The sequence below is a fragment of the Sphaerisporangium rufum genome (genome assembly GCF_016863395.1).
In the GTDB taxonomy this organism is placed as follows: Bacteria; Actinomycetota; Actinomycetes; order Streptosporangiales; family Streptosporangiaceae; genus Sphaerisporangium; species Sphaerisporangium rufum.
Genome location: NZ_BOOU01000045.1, coordinates 18,658 through 38,165, shown reverse-complemented (window position 1 = coordinate 38,165; position 19,508 = coordinate 18,658). Strand labels below are relative to the sequence as shown.

General features: G+C 74.1%; 14 protein-coding genes. 6 read left to right on the top strand and 8 right to left on the bottom strand.

Going from position 1 to position 19,508, the window contains the following annotated elements; genetic code table 11:
- The first annotated feature begins 208 nt into the window (after positions 1-208).
- The 4 genes from Sru01_RS15860 (at position 209) to Sru01_RS15845 (ending at position 5,837) form a co-directional block, all read left to right on the top strand.
- A complete protein-coding gene (locus tag Sru01_RS15860) occupies positions 209-2,566 on the top strand; it encodes a serine/threonine-protein kinase (RefSeq protein WP_203985347.1) in 2,358 nt (785 codons plus the stop codon).
- A gap of 131 nt (positions 2,567-2,697) precedes the next feature.
- Positions 2,698-3,057 (top strand): VOC family protein, encoded by a 360-nt coding sequence (locus Sru01_RS15855; protein ID WP_203985346.1) that lies wholly within the window; start codon positions 2,698-2,700, stop codon positions 3,055-3,057.
- Between the two features lie 281 nt (positions 3,058-3,338).
- The gene (locus tag Sru01_RS15850; protein WP_203985345.1) at positions 3,339-4,550 is read left to right on the top strand and encodes an alpha/beta hydrolase; all 1,212 of its coding nucleotides are present in this window, start codon (positions 3,339-3,341) and stop codon (positions 4,548-4,550) included.
- 273 nt (positions 4,551-4,823) lie between these two features.
- The gene (locus tag Sru01_RS15845) at positions 4,824-5,837 is read left to right on the top strand and encodes a CHAP domain-containing protein (protein WP_203985343.1); all 1,014 of its coding nucleotides are present in this window, start codon (positions 4,824-4,826) and stop codon (positions 5,835-5,837) included.
- A gap of 8 nt (positions 5,838-5,845) precedes the next feature.
- On the opposite strand, the gene Sru01_RS15840 is transcribed toward Sru01_RS15845, so the two are convergent.
- Positions 5,846-8,086: an MMPL family transporter gene (locus Sru01_RS15840; RefSeq protein WP_203985342.1), complete on the bottom strand. Its 2,241-nt coding sequence runs from the start codon at positions 8,084-8,086 to the stop codon at positions 5,846-5,848.
- Positions 8,087-8,212: 126 nt separating this feature from the next.
- Here Sru01_RS15840 and Sru01_RS15835 point away from each other — a divergent pair, with 126 nt between their 5' ends.
- The gene (locus Sru01_RS15835; protein WP_203985341.1) at positions 8,213-8,767 is read left to right on the top strand and encodes a TetR/AcrR family transcriptional regulator; all 555 of its coding nucleotides are present in this window, start codon (positions 8,213-8,215) and stop codon (positions 8,765-8,767) included.
- Between the two features lie 210 nt (positions 8,768-8,977).
- Here the strand turns inward: Sru01_RS15835 and Sru01_RS15830 are convergent, their stop codons facing one another.
- The 6 genes from Sru01_RS15830 to dxr all read right to left on the bottom strand — a co-directional run bounded on the left by Sru01_RS15830 (position 8,978) and on the right by dxr (position 16,780).
- Entirely contained in the window at positions 8,978-9,940 is a 963-nt protein-coding gene (locus Sru01_RS15830) for an alpha/beta fold hydrolase (RefSeq protein WP_239137468.1), read from the bottom strand.
- Between the two features lie 481 nt (positions 9,941-10,421).
- Positions 10,422-11,264 carry a GNAT family N-acetyltransferase gene (locus Sru01_RS15825; RefSeq protein WP_203985353.1) on the bottom strand — a complete coding sequence of 281 codons (843 nt, stop codon included), beginning with the start codon at positions 11,262-11,264 and terminating at the stop codon, positions 10,422-10,424.
- Positions 11,265-11,311: 47 nt separating this feature from the next.
- A complete protein-coding gene (locus Sru01_RS15820) occupies positions 11,312-12,904 on the bottom strand; it encodes an alpha/beta hydrolase (protein ID WP_239137467.1) in 1,593 nt (530 codons plus the stop codon).
- 135 nt (positions 12,905-13,039) lie between these two features.
- On the bottom strand, positions 13,040-14,167 hold the full coding sequence (locus Sru01_RS15815) for a PP2C family protein-serine/threonine phosphatase (RefSeq protein WP_203985339.1): 1,128 nt from the start codon (positions 14,165-14,167) through the stop codon (positions 13,040-13,042).
- A 51-nt stretch (positions 14,168-14,218) separates the two neighbouring features.
- Positions 14,219-15,388: a flavodoxin-dependent (E)-4-hydroxy-3-methylbut-2-enyl-diphosphate synthase gene (ispG, locus tag Sru01_RS15810; protein WP_203985338.1), complete on the bottom strand. Its 1,170-nt coding sequence runs from the start codon at positions 15,386-15,388 to the stop codon at positions 14,219-14,221.
- Between the two features lie 111 nt (positions 15,389-15,499).
- Positions 15,500-16,780, bottom strand: coding sequence for a 1-deoxy-D-xylulose-5-phosphate reductoisomerase (gene dxr / locus Sru01_RS15805; RefSeq protein WP_239137466.1), 1,281 nt, complete (start codon positions 16,778-16,780; stop codon positions 15,500-15,502).
- A gap of 149 nt (positions 16,781-16,929) precedes the next feature.
- Between dxr and Sru01_RS15800 the strand changes: the two genes are divergently transcribed.
- Entirely contained in the window at positions 16,930-18,024 is a 1,095-nt protein-coding gene (locus tag Sru01_RS15800; RefSeq protein ID WP_239137465.1) for a trypsin-like serine peptidase, read from the top strand.
- Positions 18,025-18,059: 35 nt separating this feature from the next.
- On the opposite strand, the gene Sru01_RS15795 is transcribed toward Sru01_RS15800, so the two are convergent.
- Entirely contained in the window at positions 18,060-19,487 is a 1,428-nt protein-coding gene (locus Sru01_RS15795; RefSeq protein WP_203985336.1) for an aldehyde dehydrogenase family protein, read from the bottom strand.
- Positions 19,488-19,508 lie beyond the last annotated feature (21 nt).

The following is a 19,508-nucleotide window of genomic DNA, read 5'->3' as shown; positions in this document are numbered from 1 at the left end:
GAACGCCGGGACGGGCCGGCGGCGGGGTCAACTCACGCTCCGCGGGGTGGTCCAGCAGGTGGTGCCCCTGGGGGCGGGTCATGCCGGACGGGTATACCTAACGTAATCGAATCGTCACCCCGATGATCTACCATTTCCGTGACAATCGGCGCGCCCGGTGAGACCTTCTTGAGGGGAACGTGGCGCACCACCTTCGAGGGGACAGACGATGGACGCCTGGTCCGTTCCGGGATACCGGGAAGAACGCGTGCTCGGCAGCGGCGGGAGCGGCCGGGTGGTGCTCGCCACCTACGAGGCGACCGGCGCGCATGTCGCGATCAAGTACCTCAGCGACGAGCTGCGGTCCGACCCGCACTTCCTCGCGGCCTTCCGCGAGGAGGCCCGCACGATGGTGGAGATCGGCGACCCCAACATCGTGCGCTTCTACGAGTACGTGGAGAGCCCGCTCGGCGCGGCCATCGTGATGGAGCTGGTCGACGGCGTCGCGCTGCGCGCGATCCTGCGCGAGCACGGCTCGACCAGCCCGGAGGCGGCGCTGGCCGTGCTGAAGGGCTCGCTGCTCGGCCTGTCGGCCGCGCACGCCTCCGGCATCGTGCACCGCGACTACAAGCCGGAGAACGTGCTGATCCAGGCGGACGGGCAGAGCAAGCTCGCCGACTTCGGCATCGCCACCCCCACCGGCGAGGCGGGCCTGTCGGCCGGCACCCCGCCGTACATGGCACCCGAACAGTGGGAAGGCTCCCCGGCCGGTCCGGCGACCGACGTCTACGCGGCCACCTGCGTGTTCTTCGAGTGCCTCACCGGCCGCCGCCCGTTCGCCGCCGAGCATGTCTCGGTGCTCCGCCACCAGCACCTGACCGCGGCGGTCCCGGTCGAGGCGGTGCCGAGTTCGGTGCGGGCACTGGTCGCCCGGGGCATGGCCAAGGATCCGGCCGGCCGGCCCGCCACCGCGCGCGCCTTCGTCGGCGAGCTGGAGACCGCGGCCATCGCGGCCTACGGGCCGGAGTGGGAGCAGCGCGGCCGGCGCCACCTGGCCGAGCTCGCCGCCCTGCTCGCCCTGCTGTTCCCGCTGGCCGAGCCGGTGCCCGCGGCGTCCACCAGCCTGGCCCGCACCGTCCTGCGCCGGCCGCTGCGGCACGCGCGCATGCTGGTCGGCACCGGCATCCTCGCGGTCGGTGTGATCATCGCGGTGATCGCCGCGAGCCGCCAGCCGGTGCGCGACGTCGCGCTGACCACCACCCCGCGCCCCACCGTGCAGGCCGGCGTGGTGGCCCCCGTCGACCCGACGCCGGACCCCGACACCCTGAGCCCGAGCCCCGGCCCGAGTCCCGCCGGTCCGGCGGAGACCACCGACGCCGAGCCGTCCGATCCCCCGCCGTCCGACCCGGCGCCGACCGGCGGCCCGACGCGGGTGCCGCCCCCGCCGGACACCGCGGCGCCGACCGTGTCGCCCACACCGCCGCCCCGGCCGCCCTCCGCGTCCCCCTCTCCGGCCCCGCTCACCGTGGACGACCTGGCGCTGGCCGGGTTCGACGGCCGTACCGCCACGGTGCGGCTGCGCACATCCACCACGCTCGGTGTCACCCTCACCGCGAGGTTCGCCGAGGGGCCGTCTCGCGCCGATCTCGTCCCGGGCGCCACGCGCACTCTCACCCTGACCGGCGCCACCGCCTACAACCGGGCGGTGGACGGCGGCTTCACCGCGCCCGCCTGCGGCACCACGGTGTACCGGCAGGTCACCCTGGCCACCACTCCGAAGGCGCGCGGTGGCGCGGTGAGCAGGGTGGTGGCGGTGCGCGGCCCCGCCTGCCCGCCACCCACCGTGGACGGCCTGGCCGTGGAGTGGAACGGCCGCACCGCCGAGGTGACCATGCGCACGAGCGGGCCGGGCGCGGTCCGGGTGGCCGCCGAGTTCACCCGGCGCGAGGGCGAGGGCACCGCCAAGGTGGTGGACCGGGCGACCCGCACGCTGACCGGGCGCACCTCCTACTCGCTGGCGATGCGCGGCGACCTCGGGGACGTCGAGTGCGGCGCCGCCGCCTGGCTCGGCGTGCGGGTGAGCACCGACCCGGCGGCCGCCGGCGGCGCCCGGTCCAGGGAGATCAGGGTCGCCGGGCCGAAGTGCCCGCCGCCGGCGGTGTCCATCGTCTCGTGGAACGGCCAGACGCTGCGGGTCCGGGTGACCAACGCCACCCCGGGCGCGGTCGGCGTGGCCGCGGCGTTCCGGCAGACGCTCACCATCGGGGAGCGTACGGTGACCCGGACCGCCGACCGGACGGCCTCGCTCAGCGGTGACTCCTCCTACGAGCGGGAGTTCACCGTGGGGTTCGACACGCCGAAGTGCGGCTACACCGACGTGCGGAGCGTCACCGTCCGGGTGTCGTCCGCGCTCGGCGCCGCCACCGACACCGCGCGGACCACGCGTCGCGGCCCGGCCTGTGCCGAACCGAGCCCCGAGCCGAGCAAGGAACCGACGAAGGAACCGACCAGGGAGCCGACCCCCCGGCCGTCGCCGTCGCCCTCCCCGCCGCCCGGCCAGGAAGGTGACGGCGGGCAGATCGGCTGAACCGCCTCGCGGCCGGTAGGGGTACCCCGGCGCCGGAGTGAGGCGTCTTCACTTCGGTGTCGCGGGTGGCCTAGCGTGACATCGGCGGCCGGCGTCGCCGCGGCCGGCAGGCGACCGACCTTGGAGGTCCGATGGGCGTTCACGTCCAGAAGCTCGGCAACGTACTGATCCCGGTGGACGATCTGGACAAGGCGCTGGATTTCTACACCGGCGGCCTCGGCCTGTCGCTGCGCTTCCGGGACGGCGACCGGTTCGCGATGCTGGACGCGGGCGGGGTGACCATCGCGCTGGCCGCGCGGGCGGAGCAGGTGGCCGGCGCGGTCACCGCGCCGTCGTACAAGGTGGCCGACGTTCCCGCCGCGGCGGCCGAGCTGGCGGCGGCGGGCGCCGAGGTGGTCAGCGGGCCGGCGACCGGGCCGCACGAGATTCGCGCGGTGCTGCGCGACCCGTCGGGAAACGACTTCGTGCTCTATTCTCCGCACGCTTCCTGACGCACCCCCAGCGCGTTCTCTCCTCCCCGCACCCCGCGAATAGCAGTACTTATCGCGAGAAATCGCCATTAATCGGACTATGGCTGGCCAGCGGCCCCCGACCGCACTGACCAGCCATGATGCCCGGCGCTCGCCGCCGGCCTGCGTGTCCGAAAAGTTCGGACACCAGGGGTGCTTCGTGGCGATGAGTCCTTACCGCAGCCTTATCTCTATTGGATAACATTTGTTGGGTACCACGAAATGGACGGTGGGAGTGGTGCCGGAAATCGGGGGGCGTCAGCGTGGAACTCACCGCGACGAGTCTTCAGGTCGCCGCGATCCTGCTCGCGGTGGGCGGTCTGGCCGGGTCGGCCTGGTGGCTCTGGCCCCGGCTGAGCGCCCGCACCTGGCCGGCGGTGCTCGGCCGGGTCGGCGTGCTGGTCGGCAACCAGGTGCTCACCCTGGGCGCGCTGGCCCTGCTGATCAACAACTACTTCGGCTTCTACGGCAGCTGGGACGACCTGCTCGGCTCGGGCCGGGGCGCCGCCGCGCCGATCGTCGCCGACCTGGAACAGGAGCCCCCGGACGCCCCGTCCAGCGCCCGGGTGCAGGTGATGAGCAGTTCCCCGGTGACGCTGTCCCGGGGCGGGCAGCGATATCAGGGCGGCCGGCTGGAGCACGTGGTCGTCACCGGCGCCGCCTCCACCCTGAGCGCCCCCGCGTATGTCTACCTGCCGCCGCAGTACTTCGACCCCCGGTACGCCGGCACCCGGTTCCCCGCCGTGCTCGTGCTGACCGGGTACCCCGGTGACGCCCGCAACCTGATCACCAGGATGAACATCCCCGCCACCGCGGCGCGGAGCATCGATCGGCGGGAGATGGCCCCGGCCATCCTGATCCTCATGCGGCCGACCCTCGCCCCGCCCCGCGACACCGAGTGCATGGACGTGCCGGACGGGCCGCAGGTCGAGACCTTCTTCACCAAGGATCTCCGGGAGGCGATGGCCGGGGTGTTCCGGGTCGGCACCGAACCGGCGAGCTGGGGCGTTCTCGGCGGCTCGACCGGCGGCTACTGCGCGCTCAAGATGAGCATGCGCCACCCGGAGTCCTTCGGGGCCGCCGCGTCCCTGTCGGGCTATTACCGGCCGCCCGCCGACGCCACCACCGGGGACCTCTTCGGCGGCAGCCCGGATCTGGCCCAGGAGAACGATCTGATGTGGCGGCTGGCCAACCTGCCGCATCCGCCGATCTCGGTGCTGGTGACCAGCAGCCGCAAGGGTGAGTCCAACTACCGCACGACCCTGGACTTCCTGGCCGCCGTCCGCCCGCCCATGCAGGCCGCGTCGCTGATCCTGCCGAGCGGCGGGCACAACTTCACCACCTGGAACCGGGAGCTGCCGCAGGCGCTGCCGTGGATCGTCAGCCGGCTGCGCCTTCCGGACGAGATCGCGGCCACCCCGGCGCCGGCCCCCGGACCCGCCACCTCCGCCGCGCCGGTCGCCCCCACTCCTTGATCGGTACACCACCGACCGTGCCGGTTTGCTGTCGCTTTTGGTCATGTTTAGGTAAAGAAATCCGATTCGATGCATGATCTGCGGCAGACCGGTGAAGGCGCGGATCCGCCGCCGCCGTCGGCGGATCCGCCGGCCCGCCGGCCGGCTCCACGGGCGGCCGGCCCGGCCTTGGCGTGGTTTTGACCTGCGCTTTTCCTTACTAGGGTCCTCCAGCACGGACGGCCGGACGGTCTCCGGCATCAGCTGTCCAACGCGGAAGGTCCCCCACTGCCTATGTCGGCGGAACTCGACAAGATCATCGAATTGCTGCAGGCTCAGCTCGGTTACCAGGAGCGCGGCGGTGGCTACACGAAGTTCGGTGCCTGGTACGGCCGGACGGTGGAGTTCGACTCCGACTACTCGGCCCAGCCCTGGTGCGACATGTTCCTCTCCTGGGCCGCGCACAGCCTGGGCTACGAGAAGTGGTTCGGCCAGTTCGCCTACACGGTGGACCACGCCAAGTGGTTCATCGGCAAGGGCGCCTGGGGCGACGAGCCGGAGCCGGGCGCCGTGGTCTTCTTCGACTGGAGCGGCTCGGGCACGGTGGACGGCATCGACCACGTCGGCATGGTGCTGGACGTCGAGGGCGGTGACATTCACACCATCGAGGGCAACGTCGACGGCCGGTTCGTCCGGGAGAAGACCCGCGACGGCACCTACATCGTCGGCTACGGCTACCCTGGCCGGATCAAGGCGGAGCTGGACGCCGAGGCCGCCGCGCGGGAGGCGGAGACCCTGGCCGCGGCGCGGGCCACCGAGATGATCGTCAAGAAGGACGCGGCGCTGGCCGAGCTCGACGTCCCGGCGGCGCCGGCCTCCCCGGCCGCTCCGGTCGCGGCCGGCGGCAGTCCATCGCCGGCCACCTCCGGCACCCCGGAGGCCGCCGTTCCGGGCGCCACCGTTCCGGGCCCCAGCACACCAGGCGCCATGCCACCGGTGACCGTCCCGTCCCCGGCCGTCCCGTCCCCGGCCGTCCCGGAACCGCCCGCCGCGCCTGGCGTGCCGCCGGCCGACCCGCCCATCGTCATCAGCGCGCCCCAGGTGGCGCCGGCCGCGGCGAGCCTGCCGCTCGTCACCGCCGGCCCGGCGTCCACCGCTCCCCTGGTCCCGGTGGCCGGCACACTGGCGTTGCTGCTTCCGGCCCTGCTGACCGTCCTGGTCATGCTCGGATACCTGCGCGTCCAGCGCACCGCCGGCCGGCTGGCCGCCACGATCACCCGTCCGCGGCGCCCCGGCGGCGACGGCTGACCGCCCGGTCAGCCGCGGCTGCCCGCCAGGACGGGCTCCGGCGCGGGTTCCGGCTCGTCGTCGGCGTGCTCGGCGACCGAGATGTTCGGCAGCAGGCGGTCCAGCCACGGCGGGCACCACCAGTTGAGCCGGCCGAGCAGCACCATGGTGGCCGGCACCAGCAGGCCGCGGATGATGGTCGCGTCGACCGCGATGGCGACCGCGAGGCCGACGCCGAACACCTTGACCACCGGGTCGGGATAGGCGATGAACGCGACGAAGACCGCCACCATGATCAGCGCCGCCGAGGTGATCACCCGGCCGGTCGCGCCCAGGCCCTCGGCGACCGCGCGCCGGTTGTCACCGGAGCGTAGATAGGCCTGGCGCACCGAGGTGAGCAGGAACACCTCGTAGTCCATGGATAGGCCGAACAGCACGGCGAACAGCATCACCGGCACGTAGGAGTCGATCGGCACGGTGAAGAACACCGTCGCCACGTACGACGCGGACGCCGACACCGGCGGATCCAGGCCGACCAGATGGCTGCCGATCCCGAAGGAGAAGACGATCGCCAGCGCGCCGAAGGCGGCGCCGAGCGAGATCAGGTTCATCAGCGCGGCCTTGATCGCGACCAGCGGCGCGCGGAAGGCCAGCAGCAACAGCAGGGCGCTGAGCAGCACGACCACTCCGATGACGGTGGGGGTGCGCTCGGCGATGCGGTCGCTCGCGTCGGTCATGCCGGCCACCTTGCCGCCCACGTGCAGCCGCATGCCCGGCACGTCCATGCTCCGGACCTCGTGCACCAGGTCCGCCGCGCGCGGATCGCTCGGCGCGTACTCCGGCACCACCTGGACCAGCACCGCCCGCCCGGAGTCGTTCACCTTGGCCGGAGCCACGTGCGCGACGCCCGGCAGGTCCGCCAGCCGGTCGCCCAGCTCCGCCACTACCGGGGCGGGCGGATCACTCGCCCGGACCGGGGCGGCCGGCTCGCCGACCACCAGCAGCGGGCCGTTCACGCCGGGGCCGAACCCGGTCTCCATCAGCTCGTACGCCCGCCGCTCCGGCTGCCCGCGGTCGGCGTAGCCCTCGTCGATCGGGCCGAGGCGCAGGCCGAGGGCCGGCGCGGCCAGGCCACCGAGCACGACCGCCGTGATGGCGAGCACCCGCCACGGCCGGCCGGCCACCCACACGCCGAGCCGCGACCAGCCGCTGCCCGCGGCGTGCGCGGCGTCGCGCCGGGTACCGGACAGCGGGAGCCGCAGCGCGTTGACCCGGTGGCCGAGGATGCCGAGCAGCGCCGGCACCAGGGTGAGCGAGGTGAGCACGGCGCAGATCACCGAGATGCCGGTCAGCCAGCCGAGGGTGCGCAGCAGCGGAAAGCCGGCGAGCAGCAGGGCACTGAGCGCGATGACCACCGTGCCGCCGGCGAACAGCACCGCCCCGCCGGCGCCGGACGCGGTGCGGCGGACCGACTCGTGCACCGGCACTCCGTCGGCGAGCAGCTTGCGATGGCGGGACAGCAGGAAGAGGGCGTAGTCGATGCCCACGCCCAGACCGATCATGGACGCCATGACCGGCGCCTGCTTGGGCACGTCGACCAGGTGGCCGAGCAGCCCGATGACGCCGAGGCCGACGCCGAGACTGATGCCCGCGGTGAAGATGGGCACGAGGGCCGCCACCAGCGTGCCGAACGCGAACAGCAGCACCAGCAGCGCGCAGATCACTCCGATGATCTCGCTGGCGCCGCTCTTGATCTCTTTGTCCGCCGGGGTGCCGCTGTTGGCGGGAACCGCTTCGATGCCGGCCCGGCGCACCGGCTCGGCCGCCGCGGAGATCTGCGCGGTGGTCTCGGCCACCTTGTCCTGGTCGTGCCCGGACAGCCGGACGCCGATCACGCCGATCTCCAGGTTGGCCGCCAGGCCGCCCGCCCGGTAGGGGCCGTCGATCTGGACGACATGCGGCAGCCGGCGGATCTCGGCCATGGCGTCCTCGACGGCGCGCTTGCGCTCCTTGGCGATCAGCGGGCCGTCCGGCGAATAGAGCACCAGCTGGACGCTGCCGCCCGGGTCGTACCCGGGGCCGAAGCCGTCGCGCATCAGCTCGTGCGCCCGCTGCGCGTCGGTGCCGGGGATGGACACGTCGTTGCTCGTCGGGCGGCCGAACACCAGGGTGCCCGCGGTGAGCGCCACGGCCAGGGTGATCCACAGCGCCAGTACCAGGCGGCCGTGCCGCGCGCACCATTCGCCCAGCCGGCCGAGAAGACTCGCCATTGGATCCCCGTCCCAGACAAGATGAGAGTTCACGACACGCGTGTCCTGTACGACCGTGCAGGACGTACATTCAGTAGCTTAGGCGCGCTTCTCGTGACAGGACGGCATGGGCGGACAAGTGAGACGATGACCACACCGGACCCCGGAGACGACACCCGGAGCAAGATCCTCGCGGCGGCCCGCCGGCTGTTCGCCGCCCACGGCTACGCCGGCACCTCGCTGGCCGACATCGCGGCCGAGGTCGGCCTGACCAAGACGGCGGTCGCCTACCACTTCCACCCCAAGGACCGGCTGGCCGCCGAGCTGCTCGCCCCGGCCGCCGACGACCTGCTCGCGCTGCTCGGCCGGGACCCGGGCGCCGGTCCCCGCCGCTTCGTCGAACCGCTCACCGTGTTCGTGGTGCGCCACCGGGAGGTGATCCGGCTGCTCATGGACGACATCGGCGGCGCGGATGCCGCACCGCCCGGCTCGCGCGGCGAGACGATCCGCGCCTTCCGCGACGAGATATACGCCCGGCTGGCCGGGCCGGAGCCGGACGCGGCCGCCCGGGTGCGCGCCTGGGCGGTCATGGGCGCGCTGCAGCTGGCCGTCGTGCAGACCATGGATCTGCCGGCCGGCCGGGTGTCCGAGCTGCTGCTGGCCGCCGCCCGGGCCGCCTACGACGGCGTCCCCGGCGGCTGACGGCACCCGGCACGTCCGTCCGGCGCCGGCCGGACCACCCCTCGGTGGCGGCCGGCGCCCCCTCCGGTGACACCCTCGCCCGGTGCGCCCCTCCGGTGGCGGCCGGCGCCCGGTGCCGCAACCGGACCGGCCGGCGCCGCGGGCGTGCTGCCCGCGACGCCGGCCGGCGCCCTGGACGGCGGCCCGCCCCCGGGGCAGGCCGCCAGCCGGTCAGCGGGCGCAGCCCGCCAGGTCGGTGCTGGGCGCGGGGGTGGCGGTGGCGGCGAAGAACAGCTTGGCGCAGGCGGTGAGGAAGGGCGCGTTCTCCTCGGGGATGAAGTGGCCGGCGTCCGGGGCGACCACGGTGTGCACGTCGTCGGCCACCTGGCGGAAGGAGTCGGCGACCCCGGGACCGAAGGAGTACTGGCCGCCCATCGCCAGCACCGGCATGGCGAGCCGGCGGCTCGCGTTCTGCCGGTTGTTCTCGGCGTCGGCGGCGAACGCCCGGTAGTACTCGTAGCCGGCGTGCCGCTTGGCCGGGTCGCGGTAGGCCCGGTAGTAGACCTCCTTGTCGATGTTCTCCGGCCGGTGGCTGAAGGTGAACATCATGCCGAGGTAGGTCGGCACGTCATCGTCGTCCATGATGGTCTCCGGGATGGGCGCCGGGGACATGTTGAACCGGAAGTGCCAGCTCAGCCCGTACAGGTCCTCCAGCCCGAAGCCGGACAGCGGCGACTCCAGCACCCCGATCCTGGTCACCTCGCCGGGGTGGTCGCGGGCCCATGGGTAGGCGATCAGCACGCCCTGGTCGTGGCCGAGGATCTGCACCTGGCGGAAGCCCAGTTTGATGACGGCCTCGCGGAGCCGCTCGGCGGTGGTGACCTTGTCGTAGCCGCTCGCCGGCGCGGTGGAGGCGCCCAGGCCCGGCAGGTCGAACGCGATGACGGTGTGGTCGCGGGCCAGCTCCGGCATGGCGCCCCGCCACATCTGCCAGGTCTCCGGCCAGCCGTGCAGCAGCACCAGCGCCGGACCGGACCCACCGCGCACGTAGTGCAGGATGCTGCCCTGCACGGCCACCTGGCCGTGGGTGAAGCCGCGGGCGAACAGCGCCGGGCCGGTGACCGGCTCCTCCACCGCGGCGGTGCTCGCGCCCGCGGTGCCCGCGCACAGCGCGAGCGCGGCGACGGCGCTCACCGCGGCGCGGCGTAACCGCCGCGACGCCGGCCCGGGTCGGCCCGCGGCGGCTCGCCTGATCATGTCATTCAACGGCATATCTCGATCCCCTTCGCGACGTGGACGGCCGCGACGATCCTCCCGCGCTCAGGCCGGCCGGCGGGGCCGGCGCCGGCGTGGCGGACGGCGTCGCGGGCGAGTGAAGCCTGCCCGAACCCGGCGGCCGCTGTCTTCTTCCATCGTGCTCGACGGCCAGGTCAGACCGCCCTGACGCCGCCGGTCGGAACGCTCCGCACCACTCCCGTCCGCGTGGAGCGCTCGCTGACCTGTGACCGGCAGCCTGGGACCGCGATACCGCCGACGGTCGACGCGGCGGCACCCGCGGTCAGCGCGGCCCGGGTCCGGGCATCCTTCACGATCACCATCATGCGGTGATCTCAGGAAGAGGCGCGGCGATTCCCCGCCGGCGGTCGCGGCGACCGTCGACCCGTTACCCGAACGGTCAGAACAGTACGGACATGAAGGTGTCCACCTCGACGAAACCGGCCCGCCGGTAGGCGGCCCGGGCCGGTTGGTTGAAGTCGTTGACGTAGAGGGTCACCGTCGGCGCGAAGTTCCGCAGCGTCATCGCCACCACCGCGGCCATCCCGGGCGCGGCGTACCCCTGCCCCCGCCGGTCCGGATGCACCCAGACCCCCTGGATCTGGCACGCCTGCGGGGTGACCGCGCCGACCTCCGCCTTGAAGACGACCTGGCCGTCCTCGATGCGGGCGTAGGAGCGGCCGATACGGATCAACTCGGCCACCCGCGAGCGGTACAGGGCACCGCCGTCGCCGAGGTCGGGCGAGATGCCCACCTCCTCGGTGAACATCGCCACACACGCGGGCAGCAGCGTGCCGAACTCGTCCGGCCGCACCTGGCGGACCAGCGGATCGGGCGGCACCGGCGAGGGTGCGGCGATGGCCATCACCGGCTGCGCCCAGCGGATCGCCCGGGCCGGGCCCCAGTACGGTTCCAGGCGCTCCCACAGGCCTTCGACCGCGGTCGCCTGCCCGACGATCGACGAGCAGCGGCGCCCCTGCCGGCGGGCGCGGTCGGCGAACGCCTGCACCGCCTCGGATCCGGCGTTCACCGGCACCAGGTTGGCCCCGGCGTAGCACAGCGAGGTCATCGCGCCACGCGGGCCGAAGCCCCACATCTGCCCGCCCAGCCGGGCCGGGTTGAGCCCGACGGCACGGACCCGCGACGCGACGAACACGTTGGCCACCGGATCCGCGTCGAGGATGGTGAGCACCTCGTCGCGGTCCTGGTCGTCGAGAACGCGCGACGCCGACGTTCGCAACATCACGGGCCCAGCCTACGCGACCGTCCCGATTTTGGAACGAACCGGCTCTAGTGGCCGAGGAGGGCCGCCATTCGTCCCGACGACCCGGCGCTCGACGACATGGGGAGCACCGGGCGGGGCTCGGGGCCGGCCGGGCAGGTCGCGTCGGCGTGCCGCCCGGCGCCCGCGGTCGCGGCCCGCCGGTCGGCACCGCCGGGCAACCGCCCGTCGCGCAGGTAGGTGGCGAGGTACCGGTCGACGCACTCGTTGCCGCCCAGCGAGACCCCGTGGTTACCGCCGCCCTCCATCAGCAGCCGCGCGCCGGGGAAGCGCTCGCGTAGCCGCAGCGCGCCCGGCAGCGGGGTGGCGGCGTCCCGCCGGGACTGGATCAGCATGATCGGGGGCAGCTGCGCGGTGCCGCCGACCCGGACCGGCGTGCCGCCCTTCTCCGGCCAGAACGCGCACGGCGCGTTGTACCAGGCGTTGGCCCAGGCCATGAAGGGCGCCTTGCGGTGGATCCGGACGGTGTCGGCGTTCCAGCGCGACCACTCGCGCGGCCACTGGGCGTCCCGGCACTGCACGGCCAGGTAGACGGCGTAGTTGTTCTCCGCGGCCGCGTCGTTGTCCACGTGCTGGCGGTAGGCGCCGAGCAGGCCATCGGTGCCGCCCCGGCGCACGTAGGTGGAGAAGGCGGCGGCGAACTGCGGCCACACGGCGTCGGTGTAGCCGCCCACCGTGTAGATGTCGTCCAGCTCGCTCGGCCCCACGATGCCGCCCGCCGGGTGTGCGGCCAGCCGGCGGCGCATGCCGTACCAGGCGTCGGTCACCGCCTTCGCCGTGTCACCCAGGCGGTAGACGTCGTCGTTGCGGGCGACCCAGGCCAGGAAGTCGCGGTGCCGCCGGTCGAAGGCGTAGTCCTGGGCGATGTTCGCCTGGTACCACACCCCCTCCGGGTCCACCACGCTGTCCAGCACCAGCCGCCGGACGCGGCCGGGGAACAGCGTGGCGTAGACCGACCCCAGGTAGGTGCCGTAGGAGTATCCGAGATAACTGATCTTCTGTTCGCCGAGCGCCTGCCGGATCGCGTCCATGTCACGGGCGGAGTTCTCGGTGGTGAGGTGCGGCAGCAGCCAGGGCCACCGCCGGCCGCACTCCTGCGCGTAGTGCCGCGCCCGGGCGAGCAGGGCCTGCTCGGCCGCCTGGTCGGCCGGCACCTCGTCCCGGCGGGGAGCGGCGTAGTGCTCCTTGGCGTCGACGCAGGTCAGCGCGGGCCGGCTCGCGCCGACTCCGCGCGGGTCGAAGCCGATGACGTCATAGCGCGCCAGCAGTTCCTTCGGCAGGGCGGCCGCGACGTACCGGGCCAGGTCGGTGCCGGAGGCGCCCGGACCGCCCGGGTTGACCAGGAGCACCCCGAGCCCGTGGCGGCCGTGCGACTCGGCGCCCTTGACGCGGTTCAGCGCCAGGGTGACGCGCCGCCCGTCCGGGTGGCCGTAGTCGAGCGGCACCTGGACCGACGCGCACTCCACTCGCGCGCCGCTCCGCGCCCCCGAGCACGCGCCCCAGGACACGGCGGCCGGGGCCACCGGCTCCGCGCCTGTCCCGGCGGTCAGCGACGTGACCGCCAGCGTCATGCCGGCGGCGACCCACAGAACCCGCTTCACCCGTCACTCCTCTGCTCCGGTGGCAGAGGAGATGCTCCCGGATGGCGATCGCCGGCCACGGCCGACCCCGCCAATGTTTACCCATCCGTGTCCATCCGGTTGCCGAGCGTAGTAGTTGCCCGTCCGGCGTGCCGCTCACCGGCCGGGAGGTACCTGATCGGGCAGCCGGCGCAGGGCGAGCAGGGCCGCGTCGTCGCCGAGCCGGCCGCCGACGTAGGCGAGCAGGTCGGCGCGCAGGAAGCCGACCAGGTCCTCCGGGTCATCCCCGGCCCAGGCGCGCGCCCGGTCGGCCAGCGGGTAGAACCGCCCGGCCGGGCAGCGGGCCTCGATGACGCCGTCGGTGTACAGCAGCAGGATGTCGCCGGCGCGGAACTCGAAGCTCTCCGCCTGGTGAGCGGTGGCCGGTGCCAGCTCGCCGAGGCCGAGCGGCGGCGCGGGGCGGGCGGCCTGCAGCGCGGTGATCTCGCCGTCCCGCAGCAGCAGGGGCGGCGGATGGCCGCAGTCGACCACGTCCACGGTCGGCCGATCGTCGGGGATCTCCAGCACCGCCGCGGTGATGAAGTTCTCCGAGAACTCCGGCCCCGAGTCGTCCCGTTCCGCCGGGTCGGCCCGGACGCTCTCGTCCAGGTAGCGGGCGATCTCGGCCAGGCCGATGTCGTGCCGGGCCGCCTCGCGGAATGCGCCGAGCAGCAGGGCCGCGTCGGAGACCGATGGCAGGCCCTTGCCGCGCACGTCCCCGATGAGCAGCCGGGTGACCGTCCCGGCCCGGGCCGCGGCGTAGAGATCGCCACCGATCTGCGCCTCCTGCTGGGCGGCCAGGTAGACCCGGGCCAGCCGGAGCGGCCCGAGGCGGGGCGGGATCGGCCGCAGCAGGGCACGCTGGGCGACCTCGGCGATCGAGCGGACCAGCACCAACTTCTCCCGGTTCCGCTCGCGCAGGTAGGCGGAGGCCACGAAGTAGACCGTGAGAATGACCAGCGCGGCGAGCTGCGACTGGAACAGGCGCGAGCCGAGCAGATGGGCGCGCACGTCCAGGAACACCTGGTCGGCGATGGCGACGGCGCCGACCAGGCCGGTGAACCGGGGCCCGGCGACCGTGGCCGTCAACGCCGGCGCGATGATCAGCAGCGGGCTGAGCTGGATCTCCGCCGGGGTGAGCAGGTCGGCCACCGTGATGGCCGCGACGAGCGCGAGCGGCAACGCCCGCAGGGCGCGGCCCGGCCTCCTGGGCCGCGCCGGGTCGACTCGCCGCCGTGCTCGCACCCTGCATGAATACCCCGGCCGGCCGCGGTCAACGGCCGGCGACCGCCCGGATCAGCCGACCACGACCTGCGGGCCGGTGCCCGCCTCGTCCTCCAGGTCGACCTCGACGCCCATCTCCTCGGCCAGCCGCAGGGCCTCCTCGATGAGGGTCTCCACGATCTGGGACTCGGGGACCGTTTTGATCACTTCGCCCTTGACGAAGATCTGGCCCTTGCCGTTGCCGGAGGCGACGCCGAGGTCGGCCTCGCGGGCCTCGCCGGGGCCGTTGACCACGCAGCCCATCACCGCCACCCGCAGCGGGACCTTCAGCCCGTCCAGCCCGGCGTGCACCTGCTCGGCCAGCGTGTACACATCGACCTGCGCCCGCCCGCAGGACGGGCACGACACGATCTCCAGGCCGCGCTCGCGCAACCCCAGCGACTCCAGGATGGCGATGCCGACCTTGACCTCCTCCACCGGCGGTGCCGACAGCGAGACCCGGATGGTGTCGCCGATGCCCTCGGCCAGCAGCGCCCCGAACGCCACCGCGGACTTCACCGTGCCCTGGAAGGCCGGCCCGGCCTCGGTGACGCCAAGGTGCAGCGGATAGTCGCACTTCTCCGCCAGCAGCCGGTAGGCCTGCACCATGACCACCGGATCGTGGTGCTTGACGGAGATCTTGATGTCGGTGAAGCCGTGCTCCTCGAACAGCGAGCACTCCCACAGCGCCGACTCCACCAGCGCCTCGGGCGTGGCCTTGCCGTACTTGGCCAGCAGCCGCGGGTCCAGCGACCCGGCGTTGACCCCGATCCGGATCGGCGTGCCGTGCTCGGTCGCGGCCCGGGCGATCTCGCCGACCTTGTCGTCGAACTTCTTGATGTTGCCCGGGTTGACGCGCACCGCCGCGCACCCGGCCTCGATCGCGGCGAAGACGTACTTGGGCTGGAAGTGGATGTCGGCGATCACCGGGATCTGCGACTTGCGCGCGATGATCGGCAGGGCGTCCGCGTCGTCCTGCGAGGGCACCGCCACCCGGACGATCTGGCAGCCCGAGGCGGTCAGCTCGGCGATCTGCTGCAGCGTGGCATTGATGTCGGCGGTCACCGTGGTGGTCATCGACTGCACCGACACCGGCGCGCCACCGCCGACCGGCACCCCGCCCACCATGATCTGCCGCGACACCCGCCGCTCGGCGATGGGCTTGGTCCGTACCGAGGGGATCCCCAGATCAACAGATGTCATATCTTTCCCGCACCTTGGTGGTCGGCAACGCGCTCAGACGCGTCCAGTCTAGGTAACCGGCGGACCCGCCGGGTCCGCCGGTCGGCGGGCGACCCGTGCCGGACACGGGACTCACCCGCCGGTCAACTCGCGGGCCCGGGCCCGCGCCCAGGCGTCGGCGGCCAGGACCTCCTCGACCGTCTCGGCGGGCGTGCGCCGGTGCCGCTCGACGACCGCGGCCACGGTGTCCACGATGCCGGGGAACGGCAGCCGGCCGGCCACGAAGGCGTCCAGGCAGACCTCGTTGGCGGCGTTGTAGACGGCCGGGGCGGTGCCGCCGAGCCCGCCGACGTGCCGGGCCAGCGCCACCGCCGGGAAGGCCTCGTCGTCCAGCGGCTCGAACGTCCAGGTGTGGGCACGCGTCCAGTCGACCGGGGCGGCCGCGCCGGGCACCCGGAACGGCCAGCCGAGGGTGAGCGAGATGGGCAGCCGCATGTCCGGCGGGCTGGCCTGGGCGACGGTCGAGCCGTCCACGAACTCCACCATCGAGTGGATCACCGACTGCGGGTGGACGACCACCGCGATCCGGTCGAAGGGGATGTCGAACAGCAGGTTGGCCTCGATGACCTCCAGCCCTTTGTTGACCAGGGTGGCGGAGTTGAGGGTGATCACCGGGCCCATGTCCCAGGTCGGGTGCCGCAGCGCCTGCTCGGGGGTCACGCCGGCCAGCTCGGCGCGGGCGCGGCCGCGGAACGGGCCGCCGCTCGCGGTCACCACCAGCCGGCGCACCGCCGCGGGGTCGTGGCCGGACGGACCGGCCGCCCACAGGCATTGGGCGATCGCCGAGTGCTCGGAGTCGACCGGCAGGATCTGGCCGGGTGCGGCCAGCCGCTTCACCAGCGGCCCGCCGATGATCAGGGACTCCTTGTTGGCCAGCGCGAGCACCCGCCCGGCCGACAGCGCGGCCAGCGTGGAGGTCAGGCCGACCGCGCCGGTGATGCCGTTGAGCACGATGTCGCACGGCCAGGCGGCCACCTCCTCCACCCCCGCAGGCCCGCCCAGCACCGGGACGCCCCCGGCGACCTCGCGCAGGGCGGGGACGGCGGCCTCGTCGGCGACGGCCACCACCTCGGGCCGGAACCGCGCGATCTGGCGGGCCAGCAGGTCCGGCCGCCCGCCCGCCGCGACCAGCCCGGCCACCCGGAACCGCCCCGGCTCGCGCTCGATCACCTCCAGCGCCTGGGTGCCCACCGATCCGGTGGACCCCAGCACCACGACCGAGCGGGGCTCGCCCGGACCGGGAAGGCGCGGCACCGTCCGCGCCTCGGCGGCGGGGCCGCCGGCCGCCGCGTCCGGAGCCATGACGGAAGTCACGCCGGGGGCCACGATGGGGGCCACGATCGGGGTCTGCATGCGCCCCATTATCGCGGCGACCTCCGCCCGCTCCACCCCCCGGCCCGCGTCCGGGCCGTCCGGCGCGGCCGTCCGGCGCCCGCCGGACGGCCATCGGGTTCACCTAAAGCGTCCACATGGACACGTTCCGTGGTCCAGACTCCTAGGGCATGAGCCGGATCCTCCCCCTGATCGCCGCCGCCGCCCTGCTGACCGGCCTCGCCCCGCCCGGCGGGCGGGGGACGGCGCCGGAGGCGCCCGGGCCGGGGTCCGGGCCGCGGAGCTCCGGCGTCGCCGGCCTCGCCCCACGACTCGCCGCGGCGGCCGTCTCCCGCCCCGCCTCCCCCTGGCCTTCCGCGTCCGGCGGCGTGGTGGCGCACGCCGCGGCGGGCTCGGCCGCCGAGCGCCGCCGCGTGCTCGCCTACTGGACGCCCCGCCGCATGTCGGCCGCACTGCCGGCCGCACTGCCGGCCGGGCAGCCGGTGGGCCTGCCCGGCCTGCCGTCCGCCCGCGTCCCCCTCGCCGCGGCGTCCCGCCCGCCCGGCGCCCCGGCGCCCGCCGCCGCGGCGGCGCCGGCCGGGCGGGTGAAGGGGGCGCGGTGGACGGGCGGTGGTGCGGTGACCCGCACCACCGGGCGGGTGTTCCTGACGATGGGCGGCGCCGACTACGTCTGCTCGGCGGGCGCGGTGCGCAGCGCGAACCTGGACGTGGTGGTCACCGCCGGCCACTGCGTCAAGGACGGCAAGGGCGCCTGGGCGGCCAACTGGACGTTCGTCCCCGGCTACGAGGCCGGGCGCCGGCCCCATGGTGTCTTCACCGCGCGCCGGATGTTCGTCGCCGAGCCCTGGGCGCGCCGGGCCGACGACAGTTACGACATCGGCATGGTCGCGATGAACACCTCCGGGGGGCGGCACCTGGGCGAGGCCGTCGGCGGCCAGGAGATCGCGTTCGGCGGGCCGCGCGGCCGGCCGGCCTTCGGATTCGGCTTCCCGGCCGACCCGCCCTACGACGGCGAGCACCTGATCTACTGCGCGGGGCCGGTGCGCGGCGACCCGCACGAGCAGACGCGCGATCAGGGCATGCGCTGCGACCTCACCGCCGGCGCGAGCGGCGGGCCGTGGCTGAGCTCGTTCGATCCGGCCACCGGCGAGGGGGTGATGACCTCGGTCAGCAGCTTCAAGTACAGCGACGACCCGGCCACGATGTACGGCCCGTACTTCGGCGACCAGGCGCGGCGGGTGTTCGAGGCGGCCGAGCGCGCCTGACCGCGCCCGTCCGGCATCCGTCTCGCGCCCCCGGATCACAGGGTGAGGCCGGTGAGCACCATCACCTTCTCGTAGGTGTAGTCCTCCATGGCCGAGCGCAGGCCCTCTCGGCCGGTGCCCGACTCCTTCACCCCGCCGTAGGGCATCTGGTCGGCGCGGTAGGACGGCACGTCACCGATGATGACGCCGCCCACCTCCAGCTCCTTGCCGGCCCGGAAGGCGGTGGCGACGTCCTTGGTGAACACCCCGGCCTGCAGCCCGTACCGGGAGTCGTTCACCGCGGCGAACGCCTCGTCCACCGAGCCGGCCGGCTGGAGCACGAGCACCGGTCCGAAGACCTCCTCGGCGAGGACCTTGGCGCCGGCCGGCACGTCGGCGAGCACGGTCGGCGCGAGGGTGGCACCGTCCCGCTCGCCGCCGGTGAGCACCGTGGCGCCCGCGGCCACCGCCTCGGCCACCCAGTCCGCGACCCGCCGGGCCGCCTCCTCCGACACCAGCGGGCCCACCTGGGTCTTGTCGTCGGCCGGGTCGCCGACCGCCAGCGCCTCCACGGCGGCGACCAGCAGCCGGGTGAACTCCGCCAGCACCGGCCGCTCGACGATCACCCGCTGCACGGCGATGCAGCTCTGGCCGGCCTGATAGTTGCCGAACAGCGCGACGCGGGCGGCGGCGTGGTCGAGGTCGGCGTCGGCGAGCACGACCGCCGCCGCGTTCCCGCCTAGTTCCAGGGTGACGTGCTTGTGCGGCACCCGCTCGCGGATGGCGTGGCCGACCGGTCCGGAGCCGGTGAAGGAGACCACCGGCAGGCACGGGTCGTCCACCAGCGCGCCGGCGCGGTCGTTGGGCACCGGCAGCACGGAGAACATGCCGGCGGGCAGGCCGGTCTCGGCCAGGATCTCGCCGAGCAGCAGCGCCGACAGCGGCGTCGCCGGGGCCGGCTTGACGATGACCGGGGCCCCGACGGCGATGGCCGGGGCGACCTTGTGCGCGACGAGGTTGAGCGGGAAGTTGAAGGGGGTGACCGCGAGCACCGGGCCGTACGGCTGCCGGGACACGTAGGCGAGGCGGCCCTCGGCGGCGGGCTCGGTGTCCAGCCGCTGCGCCGTGCCGCCGAAGCGGCGGGTCTCCTCGGCCGCGAAGCGGAAGGTGGACACCGCCCGGGCGACCTCGCCGCGCGCCCAGAGGATCGGCTTGCCGTTCTCGGCGCTGATCAGCCGGGCGACCTCCTCGGCCCGCTCGGCCAGCCGCCGCGACACGTGGGCCAGGGCCTCGGCGCGGGCGTGCAGGGAAAGGCCGGCCGCCTGCCGCCGCACCGCGTGCGCGGCCGCGACGGCCCGCTCCACCTGCTCGGAGGTGGGCACCGCCGCCGCGCCGGCCACCCGGCCGTCGTGGGGGTTGGTCACGGTCAGCTCGTCCTCGCCGGTGGCGGGCTCGCCGGCGAGCCAGAAGGGGCGTACGTCCATGTCATCGACGGTATGCCACCA